This window comes from Streptomyces sp. NPDC029836 (assembly GCF_055574495.1).
The window spans coordinates 252,647-272,189 of record NZ_JBVHZI010000011.1 but is presented as its reverse complement, the minus strand read 5'-3'; the positions used below and the strand labels follow the sequence as shown (position 1 = coordinate 272,189).

General features: G+C 72.6%; 20 protein-coding genes and 3 pseudogenes. 10 read left to right on the top strand and 13 right to left on the bottom strand.

Features of this window, described 5'->3' with window-relative positions; genetic code table 11:
• From ACZ4XJ_RS28610 to ACZ4XJ_RS28600, 3 genes and pseudogenes are all read left to right on the top strand, one after another.
• Positions 1-188 (top strand): annotated as a pseudogene (locus ACZ4XJ_RS28610) (2-oxoacid:ferredoxin oxidoreductase subunit beta); the annotation flags it as partial.
• Positions 189-473: 285 nt separating this feature from the next.
• Positions 474-677, top strand: a complete 204-nt coding sequence (locus ACZ4XJ_RS28605; RefSeq protein WP_362880869.1) for a cold-shock protein — start codon at positions 474-476, stop codon at positions 675-677.
• Positions 678-873: 196 nt separating this feature from the next.
• Entirely contained in the window at positions 874-1,467 is a 594-nt protein-coding gene (locus tag ACZ4XJ_RS28600; protein ID WP_362880871.1) for a flavodoxin family protein, read from the top strand.
• A 91-nt stretch (positions 1,468-1,558) separates the two neighbouring features.
• On the opposite strand, the gene ACZ4XJ_RS28595 is transcribed toward ACZ4XJ_RS28600, so the two are convergent.
• Positions 1,559-2,116 carry a GNAT family N-acetyltransferase gene (locus ACZ4XJ_RS28595; RefSeq protein ID WP_468497887.1) on the bottom strand — a complete coding sequence of 186 codons (558 nt, stop codon included), beginning with the start codon at positions 2,114-2,116 and terminating at the stop codon, positions 1,559-1,561.
• A gap of 107 nt (positions 2,117-2,223) precedes the next feature.
• Between ACZ4XJ_RS28595 and ACZ4XJ_RS28590 the strand changes: the two genes are divergently transcribed.
• On the top strand, positions 2,224-2,760 hold the full coding sequence (locus ACZ4XJ_RS28590; RefSeq protein WP_468497886.1) for a GNAT family N-acetyltransferase: 537 nt from the start codon (positions 2,224-2,226) through the stop codon (positions 2,758-2,760).
• Positions 2,761-2,797: 37 nt separating this feature from the next.
• On the opposite strand, the gene ACZ4XJ_RS28585 is transcribed toward ACZ4XJ_RS28590, so the two are convergent.
• From ACZ4XJ_RS28585 to lpdA, 6 genes are all read right to left on the bottom strand, one after another.
• Complete coding sequence (locus tag ACZ4XJ_RS28585) at positions 2,798-3,310, bottom strand: hypothetical protein (RefSeq protein ID WP_468497885.1); 513 nt, start codon at positions 3,308-3,310, stop codon at positions 2,798-2,800.
• Positions 3,311-3,495: 185 nt separating this feature from the next.
• A complete protein-coding gene (locus tag ACZ4XJ_RS28580) occupies positions 3,496-3,921 on the bottom strand; it encodes a hypothetical protein (RefSeq protein ID WP_362880878.1) in 426 nt (141 codons plus the stop codon).
• A 344-nt stretch (positions 3,922-4,265) separates the two neighbouring features.
• Positions 4,266-5,162, bottom strand: a complete 897-nt coding sequence (locus tag ACZ4XJ_RS28575; RefSeq protein ID WP_468497884.1) for a serine/threonine-protein kinase — start codon at positions 5,160-5,162, stop codon at positions 4,266-4,268.
• Positions 5,163-5,284: 122 nt separating this feature from the next.
• Complete coding sequence (locus tag ACZ4XJ_RS28570; protein WP_362880882.1) at positions 5,285-6,196, bottom strand: hypothetical protein; 912 nt, start codon at positions 6,194-6,196, stop codon at positions 5,285-5,287.
• Positions 6,193-7,674 (bottom strand): hypothetical protein, encoded by a 1,482-nt coding sequence (locus ACZ4XJ_RS28565; protein ID WP_468497883.1) that lies wholly within the window; start codon positions 7,672-7,674, stop codon positions 6,193-6,195. The genes ACZ4XJ_RS28570 and ACZ4XJ_RS28565 overlap by 4 nt, the downstream gene beginning before the upstream one ends.
• Positions 7,675-8,327: 653 nt before the next feature.
• Entirely contained in the window at positions 8,328-9,719 is a 1,392-nt protein-coding gene (gene lpdA, locus ACZ4XJ_RS28560) for a dihydrolipoyl dehydrogenase (RefSeq protein WP_468497882.1), read from the bottom strand.
• Positions 9,720-9,952: 233 nt separating this feature from the next.
• Here lpdA and ACZ4XJ_RS28555 point away from each other — a divergent pair, with 233 nt between their 5' ends.
• The 4 genes and pseudogenes from ACZ4XJ_RS28555 to ACZ4XJ_RS28540 all read left to right on the top strand — a co-directional run.
• The gene (locus ACZ4XJ_RS28555; RefSeq protein WP_468497881.1) at positions 9,953-12,277 is read left to right on the top strand and encodes an MMPL family transporter; all 2,325 of its coding nucleotides are present in this window, start codon (positions 9,953-9,955) and stop codon (positions 12,275-12,277) included.
• Positions 12,278-12,282: 5 nt separating this feature from the next.
• Positions 12,283-13,500: a sensor histidine kinase gene (locus ACZ4XJ_RS28550; RefSeq protein ID WP_362880888.1), complete on the top strand. Its 1,218-nt coding sequence runs from the start codon at positions 12,283-12,285 to the stop codon at positions 13,498-13,500.
• Position 13,501: 1 nt separating this feature from the next.
• Positions 13,502-14,212, top strand: coding sequence for a response regulator (locus ACZ4XJ_RS28545; RefSeq protein WP_468497880.1), 711 nt, complete (start codon positions 13,502-13,504; stop codon positions 14,210-14,212).
• A 253-nt stretch (positions 14,213-14,465) separates the two neighbouring features.
• Positions 14,466-14,669 (top strand): annotated as a pseudogene (locus ACZ4XJ_RS28540) (carboxymuconolactone decarboxylase family protein); the annotation flags it as partial.
• 167 nt (positions 14,670-14,836) lie between these two features.
• Here the strand turns inward: ACZ4XJ_RS28540 and ACZ4XJ_RS28535 are convergent.
• The 3 genes from ACZ4XJ_RS28535 to ACZ4XJ_RS28525 form a co-directional block, all read right to left on the bottom strand.
• Positions 14,837-15,055, bottom strand: coding sequence for a hypothetical protein (locus ACZ4XJ_RS28535; RefSeq protein ID WP_468497893.1), 219 nt, complete (start codon positions 15,053-15,055; stop codon positions 14,837-14,839).
• Positions 15,056-15,276: 221 nt separating this feature from the next.
• Positions 15,277-15,651: an isoamylase early set domain-containing protein gene (locus ACZ4XJ_RS28530; protein ID WP_468497879.1), complete on the bottom strand. Its 375-nt coding sequence runs from the start codon at positions 15,649-15,651 to the stop codon at positions 15,277-15,279.
• A 200-nt stretch (positions 15,652-15,851) separates the two neighbouring features.
• Complete coding sequence (locus ACZ4XJ_RS28525) at positions 15,852-16,583, bottom strand: nucleotidyltransferase domain-containing protein (protein WP_468497878.1); 732 nt, start codon at positions 16,581-16,583, stop codon at positions 15,852-15,854.
• Positions 16,584-16,783: 200 nt separating this feature from the next.
• Here ACZ4XJ_RS28525 and ACZ4XJ_RS28520 point away from each other — a divergent pair, with 200 nt between their 5' ends.
• Positions 16,784-17,446: a GOLPH3/VPS74 family protein gene (locus ACZ4XJ_RS28520; RefSeq protein WP_362880894.1), complete on the top strand. Its 663-nt coding sequence runs from the start codon at positions 16,784-16,786 to the stop codon at positions 17,444-17,446.
• A gap of 55 nt (positions 17,447-17,501) precedes the next feature.
• Here ACZ4XJ_RS28520 and ACZ4XJ_RS28515 read toward each other — a convergent pair whose 3' ends face one another.
• Both ACZ4XJ_RS28515 and ACZ4XJ_RS28510 read right to left on the bottom strand, forming a co-directional pair.
• Positions 17,502-18,236, bottom strand: a complete 735-nt coding sequence (locus ACZ4XJ_RS28515; RefSeq protein WP_468497877.1) for a prolyl oligopeptidase family serine peptidase — start codon at positions 18,234-18,236, stop codon at positions 17,502-17,504.
• A 6-nt stretch (positions 18,237-18,242) separates the two neighbouring features.
• Positions 18,243-18,395, bottom strand: coding sequence for a hypothetical protein (locus ACZ4XJ_RS28510; protein ID WP_468497876.1), 153 nt, complete (start codon positions 18,393-18,395; stop codon positions 18,243-18,245).
• A gap of 29 nt (positions 18,396-18,424) precedes the next feature.
• On the opposite strand from ACZ4XJ_RS28510, the pseudogene ACZ4XJ_RS28505 reads away from it, so the two are divergent.
• A pseudogene (locus tag ACZ4XJ_RS28505) lies at positions 18,425-18,732 on the top strand (transposase family protein); the annotation flags it as partial.
• 234 nt (positions 18,733-18,966) lie between these two features.
• Here the strand turns inward: ACZ4XJ_RS28505 and ACZ4XJ_RS28500 are convergent.
• Complete coding sequence (locus ACZ4XJ_RS28500) at positions 18,967-19,464, bottom strand: PH domain-containing protein (RefSeq protein WP_468497875.1); 498 nt, start codon at positions 19,462-19,464, stop codon at positions 18,967-18,969.
• Between the last annotated feature and the right edge of the window lie 79 nt (positions 19,465-19,543).

The following is a 19,543-nucleotide window of genomic DNA, read 5'->3' as shown; positions in this document are numbered from 1 at the left end:
CCCTCTCCCGCCTCGCCGACCCCGACACCCTCCACCACACCCCCATCGGCGTCCTGCGCAGCGTCGAACGCCCCGTCTACGACACCCTCATGGCCCAGCAACTCGACACCGCCGTCGACCAGTACGGGAAGGGGGACCTGAACGCGCTCCTGACCGGCCGGGACGCCTGGACGGTCACCGGGCGGTAGCGCCGGGGGCACGCGGCGGGGGCCGGGCGTCGGAACCGGACCGCCACCCCCTCCGAACCGAACCCGAAGCCCACCCCCGCACCGTGCTCACCGGCCGGCCCGCCCCCTGTCCGCGTGGCCCCCGACCGCGCGCCCCGGCCGGGCGAACAGCGTGTTCCCGCCACGCCGGCAAGCGCTCCCGGCCTGCCGGAAAAGGCACCGTTTCACCGGCCGACGGTTGGGGAGTATTGAGCGCGGGAGCCGGACGCGACGACAGCGCGAGGCCCGACGAACGGAAGGCACGGCATGGCTCAGGGAACTGTGAAGTGGTTCAACGCGGAGAAGGGCTTCGGGTTCATCGCCCCGGACGACGGCACCGCCGACGTCTTCGTGCACTACTCCGCGATCGACTCCTCCGGTTACCGCTCGTTGGATGAGAACCAGCGGGTCGACTTCACCACCTCGCAGGGCCCCAAGGGTCCGCAGGCCGACCAGGTCCGCCCGATCTGAGCCGCACGTGTCGGGTCCGCCGGGCGGCGGACCCGACGCGCAGCCCGAGAGGGCGCGGTGGCGGCCGGGCGCGTGTCGACCCGGCGGCCCGAGACCCGGGCGGACCTGACGGATCGGCCCGCGCACCGGAATATCCCCGTCGGGCACCGGGGTTGGAGGCGTCGACCACACTCGATCGGCCCTCACCGGAGCAGACATGACCAGCGACGCCGCCCGCTCGTTCCTCTTCGTCCTCGGTAGTTCCCGCCCCGACGGCAACAGCGAGATCCTCGCCCGTACGGCCGCCGGCCAACTGCCCTCCCACGTCCCGCAGCAGTGGATCGACCTGTCCCGGCTTCCGCTCCCGGACTTCCAGGACGGCCGTCACGAGAGCGACGCCTGGACGGTGGGCGAGAACGAGGAGACCCTGCGGCGGGCCACCCTGGGGGCCACGGACATCGTCCTCGCCTCACCCCTGTACTGGTACACCCTCTCCGCGCAGACCAAGCGCTACCTCGACTACTGGTCCGGCTGGCTGGCCGTCCCGGAACTGGACTTCAAGCAGCGCATGGCGGGCCGCACCCTGTGGGGCGTCACGGCCATGGCGGACCACGACGAGACCGTGGCCGACGGCCTGACCACCACCCTCACCAACACGGCGGCGTACCTGCGGATGCGCTTCGGCGGCGTCCTGCTCGGCAACGGCTCGCGCCCCGGGCAGGTACGCGACGACGAGCGGGCGATGATCCGCGCCAAGACCTTCTTCGAGGGCGAGGCGCCCCTCGCGCGCTTCCCCAACGAGCAGCCGTAGCCGCCCGGTCGTCGGTACCGGGACCGCAGCCGATACCGGGTCCCGGTACCGGGACCGGGACCGTGACCGCCGTACGAGGCGTCGCGCCGGGTCAGAGCGCCCGGCGGCGGCGCACGTGCAGGTGTCCGTCGAGCGGGAACTCGGGCGGCGCCGCCGGCAGGATCCGCTCGAAGGCGTACCCGCTCCTGCGCGCGACCCCGCACGACGCCAGGTTGTCCTCCTGGTGCAGGAGCTCCAACACCGCCGGGCCGTCGGCGCCGAAGGCGACGAACGCCCAGCCGGTGAGCGCGTCCAGCGCCCGCGACGCCACGCCCCGGCCCCGCGCGTGCGGAGCCGTCCAATAGCCGACCTCGGCGGACGCCCTGCCCGGCGCGACCTCCTTCAGCACGATGCCGCCGACGAGCCGCCCCGACCCCGCCGTCGGCGGGACCTCCCGTACGGCGAACCCGAACCGGGTGCCGGTCGCCCAGCCCCGGCGCTGCTCCGCCACCCACGCCGACCCGTCGGCCCCGTTCCCGACCGGGGAGCCGGTCCAGTGGCCGAACGCAGGATCGCGCACCACCTCGACCAGCGCGCCGACGTCCTTCACGGTCCAGGGACGAAGGACGAGAGCGGGAGCGGACGACGTCGCGTCCACCCGGAGAGTCATGACGGAATCCATCGACGCAGGATAGGAGGCGCGCGCCCGGTCCCGACCGGACGGCCACCGCCCGCCCGCCCCTCCCCATCGCTGAGCCGGCGCGGTTGGATGGACGCATGTCGATACCGGCCGACCCCCAGTGGGTGAAACTCGCACTCGACCTGACCACCTTCGACCCCCGCCGCTTCGGCGCCTACGTGGCGCGGACCCGCCGCGAAGGCATCCGGCTGTCCACGTTCGACGAGCTGACGGACACTCCCGCGCACCGCAGGACGCTGTACGAACTGCACCGGACCTGCGCCGCCGACATCCCGGAACAGGGCGTGTTCCCCACCTTCGACGCGTACCTCGGGCGCCGCTTCGACACCCCCTCCTACGACCCGCGCGGCATCGTCATCGCGCTGGACGGCGACACCTGGGTGGGGATGGCCGCGACGACCCACCACGACGGCCACCTCTTCAACGAGATGACCGGCGTCCTGGCCGGCCACCGGGGGCGCGGCCTGTCCATCGCCATGAAGACGATCGGCACGCGCTTCGCCGGTCTGTACGGGGTGCACCAGATCCGCACCGTCCACCACCCGGCCCACACGCACGCCATCGCGATGAACCGCAAGATGGGCTTCGTCACCGCGCACTGGCCCGACCCCTGACCGTCCCTCCCGAGCGGCACCGGGCCGCCACGGCGGATCAGTACGTCAGTCGGTAGGTCGAATCCTTCGGCACCGGGTGCGGGGCCTTGTCGGTGTAAAGGATCCGGAGCGTCGTGAAACGGTCCAGGTCGGGATGGTCGGGCCAGCGCTCCGGGTTGGCCAGGGTCACCGTCACCGGGTACGCGCGGAAGCGGCCCGCCGCGCAGTACGGGCGGCAGTCGTTGACCATGTCCGTGCCGGTGGCCGTCGCGGTGCGCGAGCCCCAGGTGTCCCAGTGCAGGTCGACGAGGCGGTTGTTCCCGTCGCCGCAGGCCAGCAGGTACTCCTCGGGCCGCACCTGGGCCTGCGCGAAGCAGTCGACGACCACGACGGGGTCCGGGGCCGGCGTGGTCTGCGCGGAGGCGGCCGGTACGACTCCCGCGACGAGGGCCGCGGCGGCGCACGCGACGCCGACCGTCCGCATCACGGACCGCACACCGTGGCGTGCTCCGCGTCCTGCCCGGTTCCCGCCCGCGCGGGCCGACCCGCGGCCGTCCACCGAAACGTCCACGACACCCTCCTCGCCCGGCGACCGATCACACCCAGCCTCCCCCAGATGCGCCGGACCCGCATCAGCGGACGGGGTCGGACGGGGTTGGCGCGGCGGGACGGTCACCTCGCGTGTGCCCGGCGTAGCTCGCGGTGACACTCGGGTCGATCGTCGGCGGGTGATCCAGGGGGCGCGGGAGGTCCGCGCTACCCGGCCCTGCGGTAGGTGCGGCGGGCGGACAGGTGGGCGCGGACGGTGTCGCCCCGCCACAACTTCGTCTCGCCCTGCGACCACTGGTCGGGAGCGGGCCACCGGCCGCGACTGATGTCGGAGCGGACGGTGTCCGGCTGCAGGTTCGCCGCTTCGGCGATCTCGACGACGGTGTACAGGCGGTCGGGGTCGAGCGGCGCGGTCTCGCGGATGTGGTGCTCGTTGAAGAAGGCGGCGACGGCGGCCGGGTCGAACTCCTTGTTCCGCCCGCGCTTGCCGATGCTCTCCGGCCAGCGCTCGTGCCGGCCCCATCGGGGGTTCTCGGAGATGTAGCGGGCGCTCATGCCGTAGTGCGCGGCTATCTCGGTGTAGGTGACTCCGATGCGGCCCTTCGGAGGGACGGGAACGCTGTTGTCCGCCATGCGGCCGGCTTCCTTTGTTCGAATTCTACTGCGCAGCCAACCATGCCCGACCAAACAGGAGTTGGACTGACGACATCCCCTTCGTGCGGGAGGAAATCGACTCGCTCCCGCGGGTGATCGAGACGAACCTCAGGAGGGATATGCGGCGCACGGAGCGGGGGCGTGCATAGGCGAAAATATGTGCGGTCCGCAGCATGTTCGAGACGCTGGGCACCACTGACAACGCCCCGCGAGGAGCGGAGCCGCACCGGTGCGCGAGCCCCGGCCCGCACCGGACAGCCCCACGCCCGCCCGCTGTTGTGACAGCGGGCGGGCGTCGGCAGGCGGATGGAGCGGGAATGGTGTCAGCGCCTGATCAGGACTCGGGCCAGGCCGCCGGCGCCACCGGTGAGGAGGCCCCACACGCAGCCCTCGCGTCCGGCACGGCGTACGTTCTGCCAGACCCAGCCGTGGAAGAACGCCTCCTGGGCGGCTCCGGACAGGTAGCCGAGTCCGCAGGCGCCGAGGGCCCAGCGCAGCACGACGTACGCGGCGAGCGCCGCGCCGACCAACCACACCGGGTCGGCGACGATCGGGTAGGCGTGGCCGCCGCCCCGGTGGTCGACGACCTGGGTCAGGGACGCCCCGTCGGTGGTGAAGCGGGTCGGGACGGGAGCGCCGTTCGCGTCGGCCGCCCAGGGCGCCGCGACCTGCGAGACGGTCGCGCCCGACCCGTCGCGCACGACGGCCCCGCCGTCCTCGGTGAGGGCGATGGAGCCGCCGCCGGGGACGGTCACGTCGTACCGGTACTCGGTGGCCGCCGTGGGCACCGAGATGACGGTCAACATGCGCGCCCCGCCGCCCTCCAGGGCCTGGACCGCGTTGGCGCTGCCGTCGCCCGACGGGTAGGCGACGGTGCCGGGCGCGACGAGCGTGCCCGGTCCGTCGGACGCGCCGGCCGGCAGGGACACCGCGAACCCGGTGCCCGCGTCCGGCGCCAGGGTGACCTCGCCGGAGGCCGCCTTGGGGACGTCCACGGTGGCGCCGCCGGTGGTGGCGGACGCCGCGGAGTCGCGGTCGGCGGAGACCGCCACCCCATCGGATGCGGAGAGCAGGCCGGGTACCTCGCCGAGCGCGGCGGCCACCTCCTGCGTGGTCACCGTCCGGTCCGGCGCGGCCGGTTCACCGGCGAAGGCCGGCGCGGACAGACCGCCGACGCACAGGGCGCCGACGAGGGTTGCCGATACGAGCCTCAGTCGCATGACTGTCTCCTTCAGGTGCGGGTGTCAGGTGCGGGTGTCGGGTGCGGGTGTCGGGTCGGTCGGCCCCTGCCCGAGTTGGGCAGGGGAGCGAAGGGGGGTGGAAATGGCCCGGACGGCGTGCGTCAGGGCTGCGGCGTCCACCAGGGTTCGGGCTTGCGGCGTCGGCCGCGCAGCCTGCTGAGCCGGTTGTCCCGGGCCACGACGATCTCCTCCAGCTCGGGGGCCTGGAAGAACGTGCGGTGCGCGTGCGCGAAGGTCTCGACGATCCGCTGCGTCGGATCGGACTTGCCGGGCCGCCCCTCCTCCGCCCCCGGGCGCCCCAGTACGGCCTGCGCACCCAGCGGGTGGACGACGTTGCCCCGCATGGCCTTCTCGAACGCCGTGATCGCGGCCACGTACTTCTTGAAGCGCTTGCGGACCGTGGAGACCGACGCGGATGTTCCCGCGGCCAGGTCGGCCGCCTCGTAGGTGGTCCGCGACAGCATCGACCACAGGCGTACGTCGGTCCGGCCCGCCAGGATCTCCTGCATGAAGGCCCCCGTCGCCGGTGCCGCGTCCGGCGTGCATGGCTCCAGGGTCCGGGGCCTGGCCGGCGGGGAGCCGGCGGCGATCGTGTCCAGGATCCGGACCAGCTCGGGGAAACCGCGCCCGGGCCGGTCGTCCTTGTACGTCCAGCCGACGATGGTCCGTCCGGTCGGTGGCGGCAGCAGTTGGCAGACGGCGAACGGGAAGAGGGTGCGTCCGTACTGCGAGGTGGACAGGCCGATCGCGACGGGCCCGCCCCGGCGCAGGACGGTGTCGAAGGCGGTCAGGCAGGTCCGGGTACTGGTCAGCTCGAACTCCACGTCGATGACGACGACGTCGATCTCGTCGCCGTAGGCGTCGAGGTAGTTGTCCAGCCGCGCGGGGTCGGAGAGGTGCCGCATCGCGAAGCGGTCCGGGGATCCGGCCGTGGCCGCCAGGTGGTAGTTGAGCGCACCGAGCGCGGTGGTCGGGTTGTCGTCCAGGACGAGGACGTTCAGGCGACGGTTCATGACGTGCCGTCCTGCGGGGTGAGCGACCAACTCGCGGTGACCACGGTGCCGGTGACCTCGCCGGGTCGGAACGTGAGACTGCCCCGCAGCTGGCCGAGGAGCTGGCGCAGCCGCACCAGGGAGGTGCCCGGCGCGCCCCCGGCGCCCCCGGCGGCATCCGCACCGCCGGCGAAGCCGGGGCCGTCGTCGCTGACGACCAGGGTGAGCACGTCCTCCTCGTACGCCGCCGTCACCACGGCCTGCGGGCGGTGGCCGCCGCGGACCTCCTTCAGGGCGTTGCAGCACAGGTCGGCGAGGATGCTGCGGGCCAGCGAGGCGTCCATGGGGCCCAGCCGGCGCGGGGAGCCGGAAGGACCGGAAGGACCGGAAGGACCGGAAGGATCGGGGGAGACGGGGGAGTCGAAGGTGAGTCGGGGACGGTCGTCGGGCAGCAGGCCGGCGCGGACCGCGTCGACGATCTCGCCGATCGTGGCGGGCGGGTGCTGGTGGTCGAGTTCGTCCAGGCACCGCCGGAGCTCGCCCCGCAGGTAGATCATCAGCGGTTCGGCGTCGGCGGCGGGCCGCTCGCGGGCGGCCAGCAGCACGTAGTGCAGGGGGTTGCTGATGCTGGAGTGCACGATGGTGGCGTCCTGGAGCCGTTGGGCCACGATCGCGGGCCGCATCTCGTTCAGCGCGCTGGTCAGGATCCTTTCGTAGACCACGGTGGCCGGGTAGAGCAGCAGGAACACGGCCGCGAGCCAGGGGAGGCCGGCGTTGGCGCCGGTCGCGTCGGCGTTGCGGGCGAGCAACAGGCCGTAGACGGCGGCGAGCAGGGCGGGGACGACCGCGCGGGCCAGCCGGGCGAACGCCACCGACCAGGCCTTCGTCGGCTCGAACTGGTAGAAGACCGATTCGACGATCCAGTGCAGCGTCCCGAGGCCGCTGTAGAGCAGGGTGGCGGCGGCCGCGATGAGCTGGGCCCCGGGATGCCCGGTGAACGGCCCCGACGGCGCCCCCACGGTCCAGGCCAGGACGAGCGGCCCGAACGTCTCCAGGATCGCGGGCACGTTGACCTTCTGCCAGCCGTGCAGGTCGAGTTCGCGTCCGATCACGCGCAGCGGCGCCAGCCGGGAGCGCATCATGGCCTCGATGAGGTCCTGGTGGGTGTGCACGATCGCCAGCGCCGAACCGGCGAACGCGGGCACGGTGACGACCCACCACCAGGGCGAGCCGCCGGTCCCGAGGACGACCCGCCCCAGGGCCGCCGCGAAGACCAGGGCGGCCAGGAACCGGAGCGCGGAGGTGGCGCGGCCCATCGCGGTCGTGTTGCGCCGTGAGATCTCGTAGACCGAGGGCCGGCGCAGCCTCGGATCGTGGAGCGCCGCGAGGGCGGAGGTGAGGGACTGCCAGGACCGCATGAAGCTCTCCCGTGCCGTACGGAGGGGGACGGCCACCAGTGGACCACCCCCGGCGGTACGGAATCCGGGTACTTCTGACATGAAAGCGGGAACCTCGCCGCCCCTGAGCGGAATCCCAACGCCCTTGCGAGCAGCGGCCGGTGCGGCGACCTCCACCACCGGGGGCGGCGACCGCCCTTCCCGTGCCTCGGTGTCGGGGGGCGTCCGCCGGGACGGCCCGACGACGGGTCACGGTGTGCTCGCACGGATGCCGACCCCGCGCCGGCGCCGACGGTGCTCGACGCCGTCCTGAGCCCCGAATGGGAGTTCCGTCGCCGAACTCGGCTTCACGGCCGAGCTGCGGGGCGAGCCCTCCCGGGCGCACGCGCTGCACGCCGAGGGGTTGGAGGTGGCGCTCGAGCTGGGGGACGTACGGGCGCAGGCCCTGGTTGGGAGGGGCTGGCCGGCGCGGCGGCGGCCGGCGGCGCCGCGGAACGGGCGGCGGAGCTGCTCGGCGTCGCGCACGCGGCCCGCCTCTCGGCCGGTGCCCCGCTGCCCGAAGCGGAACGGTACGACGTCGACCGCGTGTGGTCGGCCTGCCTGGTGGCGGCCGGCCCTGCGGCGTCCGAAGCGGCCTTCGCCCGGGGCACGTCCCGGGACCCGGAGCACGTCGATCCTTGACGCCGGCCCCGGTCCCCGGTCCCCGGCCCCCGGCGGGCGCGGGGCCGCCCGCCGCGCCGACGAACGGGCAGGGGTCAGCCGTGGACGTGCAGCGGCTTCCCCGCCAGGGCCAGGTGGGCTTCGCCGAGGGCTTCGGTCTGTGTCGGGTGGGCGTGGACGAGGGAGGCCACGTCGGAGGGCAGTGCCTGCCAGTTGAAGATCAGCTGGGCTTCGCCCACCTGCTCGCTGACCCGGGAGCCGATCAGGTGCAGGCCGATGACGGGTCCGTCCACGAGCTGGACGAGCTTCACGTCACCGGCCGACTTCAGGATCTTGCTCTTGCCGGTGCTGCCCGCGTTGAACCTGCTGATGACGACCTTGTCCTCACCGTGGAGCTCCTTCGCCCTGGCCTCGGTCAGCCCGACGGAGGCGATCTCCGGCTCGCAGTACGTGACCCGCGCGACGCCGTCGTAGTCGATCGGGGTGACGGGCAGGCCCGCCACTCGCTCGGCGACCAGGATGCCCTCGGCGAAACCGACGTGGGCCAGCTGGAGGGTCGGCACCAGGTCGCCCACGGCCGAGACGGTCGGCAGGTTGGTGCGCAGCAGTTCGTCGACGACGACGTGGCCGCGCTCGACGGTGACGCCGGCCTCCTCGTAGCCGAGGCCGGCGGAGACGGGACCGCGGCCGACGGCGACGAGGAGCAGCTCGGCCTCGATCTGCTTGCCGTTCTCCAGGGAGACGCGGACGCCGGAATCGGTGTACTCGACGCCGGCGAAACGCGATCCGAGCTCGAATTTGATCTTCCGCTTGCGGAAGGCGCGTTCCAGGGACTTGGAGATGTCGACGTCCTCGGCGGGCACCAGGTGGGGCAGGCCCTCGACGACGGTGACGTCCACGCCGAAGGACTTCCAGGCCGAGGCGAACTCGACGCCGATGACGCCGCCGCCCAGGACGATCGCCGACTCGGGGATCCGGTCGAGGAAGAGGGCGTGGTCGGAGGAGATGACCCGGTCACCGTCGATGGTCAGGCCCGGCAGCGAGCGGGGCTGGGCGCCGGTGGCGAGGACCACGTGCCGGCCCCGGTAGCGCATCCCGCCCGCCTCGACCTCGGTCGGGGACACCAGGCGGCCCTCGCCCTCCACCAGGGTGAGGGTCTTGCGGGCCTTCAACGTGCCCTGGAGGCCCTTGTACAGGCCGGCGATCACGCCGTCCTTGTAGGCGTGCACGGCCGCCATGTCCACGCCCTCGAAGGTGGACTTCACCCCGTACGACTCGCTGCGCCGCAGCTCGTCGGCGACCTCGCCCGCGTGCAGCAGGGCCTTCGTCGGGATGCAGCCGTTGTGCAGGCAGGTGCCGCCCCACTTGCCCTTCTCGATCAGGACGACGTCCAGTCCGAGCTGGGTCGCACGCAGGGCGCAGGAGTAGCCGCCGCTACCGCCGCCGAGGATGACCAGGTCGTACACGCGGTTCGCGGAATGCTCCATTGCCGATGACCTTTCGAATGCGTGGTATCACCATCTGTCTGTCATCATCCTGTCATCTCGTCGGCAGGGTACGGACTTTGGCACCGCGATCCATCAACTCCGACGCGGAGAACGGGCCGCGACGGGGCAGGTCGGGACCCCGGCCGGGGGGAGCGTTGTCCACCGACCGGTGGACGGCAAGTTCAGTCCGCAGGACGTCATGGCCGCCCCACCCCGCGCCGCATGCTCCTGACATGACCTCATTTCCCGTACGCACGGCCCGTTGGAGCGCCCGGCACGCGTGGGCCGCCATCGCCGGATGGTTCGTCTTCGTCGTCCTCTGCCTCGGCGTCGGCATCACCGTCGGCACTCACCAGGCCACCTCCGCCGACTTCCGCGTCGGCGAGGCGGGCCGCGCCGAGGCGATGGCCGCCGAGGGAGGCCTGGAGCGCCGGCCCACCGAGCAGATCCTGATCCGCTCCCGCGACAAGGGCCTCCCACTCGACACCGACCGGGCCGGCGCCGCCGCCCGGGACCTCACCGCGCGGATGCGCGCCCTGCCCGAGGTCGACACGGTGGCCGAGCCGGTCCGCTCGCGCGACGGACGCGTCCTGATGGTCCAGGTGGTCATGCACGGACCCGAGTTGGAGGGCAGGAAGAACGTCGTCCCGCTGCTCGAACAGAGCGCGGCGGTGGGCGCCGCCCACCCCGGCCTGATCGTGGAGGAGACCGGGTCACCGGCCATCAGCAAGGGCGTCAACGACCAGCGCGACGAGGACCTCGCGCTCTCCGAGCGCATCACCCTCCCGGTCACCCTCATCACCCTGCTGCTCGTCTTCGGGTCCGTGGTGATGGCCGCCGTGCCACTGCTGCTCGCCCTGTCCTCGATCGCGGCGGCCCTCGGCCTGTCCATGGCGGCCTCCCACCTCCTCCCGGACGCGGGCGTCGGCACCAACATGATCCTGCTCGTCGGTCTCGCGGTCGGCGTCGACTACACGCTCTTCTACCTCAAGCGCGAACGCGAGGAACGGGCCCGCGCCCGGGGCACCCTCAGCTCCGAGGCCCTCGTGGAACTGGCCGCCGCGACCGCGGGCCGCGCCATCGTCGTCTCCGGCCTCGCCGTGATCGTCTCCACCGCCACCCTGTACCTCGCCACCGACGTCATCTTCTCCTCCCTCGCGACGGGCACCATCCTGGTCGTGGCGGTCGCCGTGGTCAGCTCCCTGACCGTGCTGCCCGCCCTGCTGGTGAAGATCGGACAGCGGTCGGAGCGCCGCGCGGCCCGCACCGCCGAACGCCGCACCCGCCGCGCCGAAGCCCGCGCGGAGCGCCGCGCCCGCAGCGGCAAGCCGGCCCGCGCCGCCCGCCGCCGCGACGGTGGCGCGGACGGTGCGCACGGTGCGGACGACGCTCACGCCGAGGACCGCCCCGGACGGTTGACCGGCGCCCTGCTGAAGCCCGCCCGTACCCGCCCCGTACTCACCCTGTGCCTGTCCGTCCTGCTCCTGCTGGGCCTCACCGCACCCGCCTTCGGCCTCAAGCTGGTAGACCCGGGCCGCGACACCTTCTCCCGCGACATCCCCGCCGTCCAGGTCTACGACCGGCTCAACGCGGCGTTCCCCGAGCTGTCGTCCCAGCACCGCGTCACCGTCCGGGCCACCGGCCCCGACCGCACGGCCGACGTCCACCGGGCCCTGACGGACCTCGGCCGGCGGACCCAGGGCGACCCCCTGTTCGCCGCGCACGCCGAGCCGCGGATCCTCACCTCCGCCGACGGGCGGATCAGCGTACTGGAGGTGGCGGTCCCGTACACCGCCACGTCGCAGCGGGCGGGGGAGTCCCTGACCCGCCTCCGGCAGGTCCACCTGCCGGCCACGCTCGGGCAGCTGACCGGCGTCGAGAGCGCCGTCTCCGGCGACGTGGCGCGCGGTCGCGACTACGTCGACCACGAGAACGCGAAGCTGCCGCTGGTGCTCGGTTTCCTGCTGCTGGTGACGTTCCTGATGACCCTGTGGGCCTTCCGCTCGGTGGTCATCGCCCTGCTCGGCGTCGTCCTCAACCTGCTGTCCGCCGGCGCGGCGCTCGGCGCCCTCGTCGCGGTCTTCCAGGGCACCTGGGCGGAAGAACTCCTCGGCTTCGACTCCCTCGGCGCGATCGCCTCCCGGGTCCCGCTGTTCCTCTTCGTCATCCTGTTCGGACTGTCCATGGACTACCAGGTGTTCGTCGTCAGCCGCATCAAGGAGGCCATGGACGGGGGCATGAGCGCCCGCCGGGCCGTGCTCGACGGCATCGAACGCTCCGCGAAGGTGGTCACCAGCGCCGCCGTGGTGATGGTGACGGTGTTCGGCGCCTTCGTCGCCCTCCACCTCACCGAGATGAAGCAGATGGGCTTCTGCCTGGCCCTCGCCGTCCTGCTGGACGCCGTCGTCGTCCGCCTCATGGTCCTGCCCGCGGTGCTGCTCCTCCTGGGCGAGCGGGCATGGAACCCGCTGCGCCGCCCCCGGACGGCTCCGGCGGCCGGCCCGGCCGTGGACCCGGCCGCCGGCCCGGCGGGCCGCGCGGTGGAGAACGTAGGCTGACGATCATGCTTCAACGGCCCCGGCGCGGCGACCCGTTCTGGATATGGATGCTCCACTGGTGGGACGTCCTGTCCTGGGCGGTCATCGGAATCCTGATCCTGACCACGGTCTTCACGGACCTCCCGAGCACCACGAAGTACGGGTCGCTCGCGCTGCTGGCCGCCCTCGGCGCAAGCTACGGGACCGTCCGGCGACTGCCCGGCAACCCCGTCCGGGGAGGGTACGTCCACCTCGGCGTGCTCCTCGTCGCACTGGCCGGCCTCTCCTACCTGCGCGACGGCTACGGAGTGCTCTACACCCTCGCGCTGCCGCAGTTCGTGATCTTCGTCGACGGTCTGCGCGCCGCGATCGTCCTCAGCGGCCTCGGCGCGGTCGCCATCACCGTCGGCGGCACCCTGCGCGCGGGCTGGAACGCGGAGAACCTCAGCACCAACACCCTCTCCTCCGTCGCGGTGTACGCCGTGAGCGTCCTGCTTGCCGTCCTGACCCCCCGGGCGCTGGAACAGCGCGACGAACGGGAGCGGCTGCGGGCCCAGTTGACCAGCACCCAACTGAGCCTCGCCGAGGCCCACCGGCTCCAGGGCGCGGCCGAGGAACGCGAACGGCTCGCCCGGGAGATCCACGACACCCTCGCGCAGGGCTTCGCCTCCATCATCGTGCTGGCCGAGGCGGCCCGCTCCGGGCTGGCGGCCGATCCGGACCGCAGCGCGCAGCAACTGCTCTCGATCGAGCAGACGGCGCGCGAGAACTTCGCCGAGGCCCGGATCCTCGTCGGCTCCGCCCCGCAGAGCGGCCTCGCCCCCGGATCCGTCGCCGCGACCCTGCGCCGCACCCTGGACCGCTTCACCGAGGACACCGGGCTCCCCGTCACCGCGGAACTGGAGGAGGTGGACTGCGACCAACCCACCCGGATCGCCCTGCTCCGCTGCACCCAGGAGTCCCTCGCCAACGTCCGCAAGCACGCGGCCGCCTCCACCGTCGACGTGGTCCTCGCGCAACGCCCGTACGGGGTGGAACTGGAGATCACCGACGACGGGCGCGGCTTCGTCGTGGCGGACTCCCGCGGCTTCGGCCTCAACGGGATGCGCAAGCGCCTCGCCGAGCTGGGCGGCGACCTGACGCTCACGAGCTCGCTCGGCGACGGCACCCGCGTCCTCGCCCTCATCCCCACGAGCCCGGAGCCGAACCCAGAGCCGAGCTCCGACCCGATCACCGAGGACTGACATGCCCGTACAGCGTGATGAGCGCGACCAGCCCGACCGGCCCGACCGGTCCGCACACGCGGCGCGGGGCGGAGACGGCCCGCAGCCCCTGCGCGTGATCGTCGTCGACGACCACACGGTGATGCGGGCGGGCGTCGTGGCCCTGCTGGCGCAGGAGCCCACCGTCGAGATCGTCGGCGAGGCCGGTGACGGTCGCGCCGGCGTCGAACTCGTCGAGCGGCTGGAGCCCGACGTGGCCCTGGTGGACCTGCGGATGCCCGTGCTCGACGGGGCGAGCGCCACGGCCGAGATCGTCGCCGGCCCGGCCCGCACCCGGGTGCTGATCCTCACCACCTACGAAACCGACGAGGAGATCGAGCGCGCCGTCGAGGCCGGAGCCATCGGCTACCTGCTGAAGGACACCACCCGCGAGCAACTCGTCGACGCCATCCACTCCGCGGCCCGCGGCGAAACCGTCCTGGCCCCCCGCGTCGCGGCCCGCCTGGTCGCCCGGATGCGCAGGCCGGCCGTCGTACCGCTGACCGCACGCGAGGTCGACGTACTGAACGCGGTCGCCGACGGCCTCTCCAACGTGGAGATCGGACGCCGCCTGGTCATCGCCGAGGCCACGGTGAAGACCCACCTGCTCCGCGTCTTCGCCAAACTCGACGTCAGCGACCGCACCCACGCGGTGGTCGTGGCCCTGGAACGAGGCCTCCTCCCCCGCCCCTGACCCCAACCCACCGACCCGCCGACCCACCCCGGCCACTGCTCCGCGACGCTGCTCATTCGCCGGGCCGTACGGGTGTCCCGGGGCGGAGGACGGCGGCCGGTGGTGGGGTACGTGAGTAATTCTTCTCCGGAGTCGTCACACTCCCGGCGTCCCGTCCGTCAGTGCGGTGCAGCCGACGCAGCGAGCAGCGGCACCAACCCTCGGAGGCCGCCATGACGAACACCGACACCCCCCCCCGCGCCCCCTCTCGCGGATGGCGAACCCGGCCGAGTTCGTACCGGAGCTGAACGACATCAGCACTGCCCTGTTCCGGGCCACGGGCAACCGGTCGGTCCCGCGCGCCACGATGAGCCTGGTCCACCTGCGGGCCGGCCAGATCGTCGGGAACACCTACCTGACCGTCCTGAACACCGGCTTCCTCCGCAAGGCCGAGGAGTCCGAGGTGCGCATCCCGGCGGCGGTTCCGCCGAGTTCGGTACGTCCGCGAAGCCGAGTGGGTCCGCGAAGCCGAGTGGGTCCGTCAAGCCGAGCGAGTCCGTCAAGCCCACCGCCCCGGCCAAGTCCACCGCCCCGGCCAAGCCGAGCGCGCCCGCGAAGCCCGGGGGGTCGGGGAGCTCTGTACTACTACCCGATCGTCCGCTTCGCCACGGACACCGAGGTCCAGCCGCTCCCGATGGAGTCCCCGGCGCGGGCGGCCGCCACGATCCGGCCGGGCGGGAAGGCGTACTCGGCCGTGCGCCGCTTCCGGGAAGGCGGATCGCCGACCGAGGCCCGGGCCTCGGTGAAGGTGCTCTTCCACGACCGCACCGCGAACGACGAGGTGGGCGGGCCGATTTCCGTCACGTTGCCCCAGGGGGTTCGTGAACGTCGACTCCAACCACATGGTCACGTTCCGGAACCTCGACCCCGAGGCGGTCAAGAGCTACATGTTCACGGTCCACCAGCCGCGCGCCGGCCCGCCGGCAGCGGTCCGCCGTTAGCCGCCACCGCCACCGGAGGTGGGGGCGGCGGCGTACCGGCCTACCCGGGACCGGAGGCCTTCCGCCCCGCGGTCCGGAGCGGGCTCAGGTGTGGAGGCGGCTGTTGGGGCCGTCCTGGTCGCCCGCGGCCTCGTCGTTGAACCAGTAGTCCCCGGCGGCCAGGTAGCGGAACGAGTGGCTGCTCTTGCTGGGCAGCTCGACGGAGACGGCGCGGTTGCCGTCCTTGCGGGGCTGCAGGGTGTGGACGCCGGGCTGCCAGTCGTTGAAGTCGCCCACCACGCTGACCGGGCCGGGCGGGGTGTCCGCGGGGAGAACGAAGGTGATCTTGGTGCGGTCCTTGCGCAGGGTGCGTTCCAGCACGACGGGCTCCAGACGGGGGGAGGCGGGGATACCCGCCCATCCTGCGGGGCGGACCCGCCCGGCGCCCGCCGACGCCACCGCCCGGGGTCCCAGCGTCACCCGCCCACCACACCCCGTGCACCCGCCAGGGGTTCCGGCCGGTTCAGCCCTCGCTCATGGCGCAGGCGAGGTAGAGGTCCACCCGGTCGTGGGCGAGGGCGACATCGCGGCCGGTCGACGGTTGCTCACGGAGCCGCCGACCGCGAAGGAACCGCCGACCGGCGAAGGAACCGCCGACCGGCAAAGGAACCGACGGCCGGCTACGGAGCCGACGGCTCCGTGCCCTGCCACGTCCTGCGGTAGCCCTCGCGCAGCGGACCTCCGACGAGGTCGAGGACCGCTGACGCCGCATCGATCAGGGCCGTCGGGTCAGCCGCCCGGCACAGCCGCAGGTGTCCTTCCAACAGGGCCGCTCCCAGGGCCGGGTCCGCCTCCAGCAGACGTCGCGGCAGCCACTTCCCACCGCCGATCCACGCCCGACGGTGATCGCACAGGAGGTCGGCCGCCGCGGTGAGGACGTACCCGGCCACGGCCAGGGTCTCGACGGGATCGCCCGCGTCGGCGAGGTCGTCGAGCGCGTCCGTCAACCCGTACCGCCTCGACCCGACGGCCCGCGCATCCAACGCGGGCGGCCCGCCGCGCAGATCCGCCGCGGCCAGGGCGCGGGCCCGGCCGGCCGCACCGTCCACGTCGACCAGGACGAGGCCGCCGGCGTACATGTACTGCATGGCCGCCCGCCGGTTGGCGACGTCCGCGGCGAAGAGTTCGGCGAGACCGGCCCGGGTGTGGACGAAGAGCTCCACGACCCGCCCCTCGAACCGGACGGTCTCCCGGTGGGTCACCCCGTCGTCCCCGACCAGCACCGGGATGTCCAGGTCGCTGCTAGCGGTGGCCCGTCCGGAGGCCGTCGACCCGGCGAGGACCACCGAGAGCGCGTCGGGAAAGCGGTCACGGACGAGACGGCGGGCCTGTGCCACGTGGGGCGCGTTCATGCCGGTCAGCCTGCCAGGACCGACGCGAGAGGGCGAGCGGGTTCCCCGGCGTCCCGGCCGAGGTGTCCGCGGCCCGACCGGGTCGGGTGAGCGGTTCGAAGCCGGGGCGGAAGTGCGGTGGACCCCGCCCGAGCAGGGCAGACTGCCTGGAACCCGGCGGTCGTTGCCGGCGCGGTGCCCGTACGAGAGGAACACCTGAGATGAGCCTGGCAGGCGACATGATCCTGCTCGCCTTCGACGCGAAGCGCGGGGAACTTCCGGTCCGGCAGTACCTGGCACCGGCCGTGCGCGGCGCGATGCTGGCCGAACTGCTCGACCGCGGCGCCCTGACGGACGAGGCGGGTACGGCAAAAGCGGTGGGTGACGCTCCGCAGGATGCCGCGCTCCGGCAGGTGTGGCAGGGGATAGTCGACGAGCCCGGTAGGAAATGGCTCTACTGGGTCCGGAAGGACGGTCGAGAATCGATCCACTACGTGCTGAGGAGCATGGAGCAGGACGGCCTGCTGGAACAGAGCATCAGCCGCGTCTTCGGCGTCTTCGCCCTGAACCGCGCCGACCTCACCCCGCACGGCCTCAGCGCGGCCGGCGAGGTACGGGCGGAGGTGCGGGCGGCGGTGGCCGCCGCGGACGCCGCCCGGCCCGCCACCGGTACGGCCGACCCCGACGGTGACGCCGGACCCGGTGGCCGCGCCGCGCTGCTGGCCGGCCTCGCGCACGCGGGAGGCCAACTGTCCTCGGCCCTGTCGTCCGACCGACGCCGCGTCCTGACGGACCGCCTGATGACCCTGGCCGAGAACGCCGCCCCGGTGTCGGAGGCGGTGTGCCGCGCCGCCCAGGACTTCCGCGGCGCGGCGGCCGCGTAACACCGACCACCGATGCCGCCGGCGCCCCGCCCCCGCCCCGTCCCGGCCCACCCGCTCAGGCGAACAGTTCGGCGAGGAGTTCGGGGCCGATCGGGATGCGGGACGGGCGGTACGCGGGAGGTTGCGTACCCATCAGGGTGCGGACCAGGAAGTCCCAGGCGCGGGTGTGGACGTGGGCCAGGCAGTCGATGAAGGTGTGCTCCGCCCCGGGCACGATCAACAGCTCGAAGTCCTTGTCGGCGGCCAGGAGTCGGTCGGCCAGTCGCGGCGAGTGGGACGGGTGGACCTGGTCGTTCAGTTCGCCGTGCACGAGCAGCAGCTTGCCCGTCAGCCGGTCGGCGAGGTCCACGTTGGACGTACGGGCCCGTGCCTGCGGGTTGGCCGCGCCGTCGTAGGTCTCCACGAAGCCCGGGGTGAAGAAGCGGGCGTCGTGCGAGCCCGAGAGGGCCACCCCCGCCCCGTACACCTCGGGGAAGTCCAGCATCGCCCGCGCCGCCGCGAACCCGCCGCCGGAGTGGCCGAACGCGCCGACCCGGTCCAGGTCCATCCATGGCCGGCTCCCGGCCAACTGGCGCAGCGCCGAGACGTGGTCGGCCAGGCGGCCCGCGTCGGCCAACCGGCCGTACGAGGCGTCGTGGAAGGCCTTGCTCCGCCCGGGGGTGCCCCGCCCGTCCAGCGCCATCACCACGAAGCCCAGCGCCGCGAGGAGCTCGGCGTCGAGGCCCGTGCCACCGGGGTCGAAGCACGGGGCGACCCGGTTGAGCTGCGGGCCGGGGTACAGGTTGTCCACCACCGGCTAGCGCAGGGAGGGGTCGAAGCCCCGCGGCCGGTACAGCACCCCGTAGAGGTCCGTCGCCCCGTCGGCCGCCTTCACCCGGAACCGTTCCGGAGCCGTCCAGCCGGTGGCCGTGAGCTTGCCGATGCCGGCGCGCTCCAGCTCGACCAGCACCCGACCGGCCCAGTCCCGTACGCAACGTGCTACCCGGATCCGTGCACGATCTGACCGCGGCCCGGACCCACGCCAAGCCCGCCACCCTCGCCGCCGACGCCACCAAGTGCTGGGCCGACAAGGCGTACCAGGGCGCACGTCCTGCGGTCCGCGTCCCGTTCCGGGGCTGCACGGCTGGTGCCGACGTCACAACCGCGATCACGCCAAGATCCGCGGCCTCGGCGAGCGTGCCATGGCCACCCTTAAATGCTCGCGGCTCCTGCGGAAGCTCCGCTGCAGCACCACCCGAATCACCGCCATCGTCCGAGCCGTCGTTGCTCTTGAACTCGCCGCCTGATCAAGATGGAAATGGCTCAGTATGGGTCGGTGGTTCGGAAGACCGGGTATGCGATGGGGTTGGACATGCGAGCACTCTGTTGCGACCACCATCGGACCAAGATCCATTTTGCTTTGAGGCCAGTCAAAGCCAGATCTCAACGAATGTCACGTGATCGATAGGACAGGTCCTGGAGAGCGTCCTTCGTGCGCCGGCCGGCTGGTCGGACTTGATGGGCCGGGGGGCTACCGGGGGTCAAGCGGCGGGAGTGCCCGGTGTGGGGTCCGTGCCGCGCAGCTCGGCCCAGGCGGCGCGCAGGATGGAGACCTCGTGCTCGAAGTTGGTGACGTGCAGGTCGTTTACGTGGATGAGTAGCCGGCGCCGGCCCCCGGACAGGTAGGCGTACGTGACCATGTTCGGCATGGAGCTTTCACCATGGGCCGTTCGGGGCATGGGCTCGGTTCTGATGTCCTGGATTTCTGCCCAGGTCAGCCGACGCGTCCGGACCGGTCCTTGGATCCGGAGGCCGCTGTGGTCCACCGAGGTGCCGCTCCGTGGGAGGGTGACCGCCACAACTGCGACGAACAGGAGCGTCGCTACGGTTACCAGCAGCTTTACCTGGTCGGTGATCGGATCTTCCGCGATCCACGTTACGACCAGAAATCCGACTGTCGCGATGCCTAAGGTAGCCAGCATGCTGACTGCCTTTCGCTTGCTCACCCGGTAGTAGCGCGGCAGTTCCTGTGCCCCCATGGTCACTCCATCCTCAGATGATCTAACTGTAGGTGAGGCAAAGAATCACCTGGAAGCCGGGGTGTTCTGCCTGCCCGAT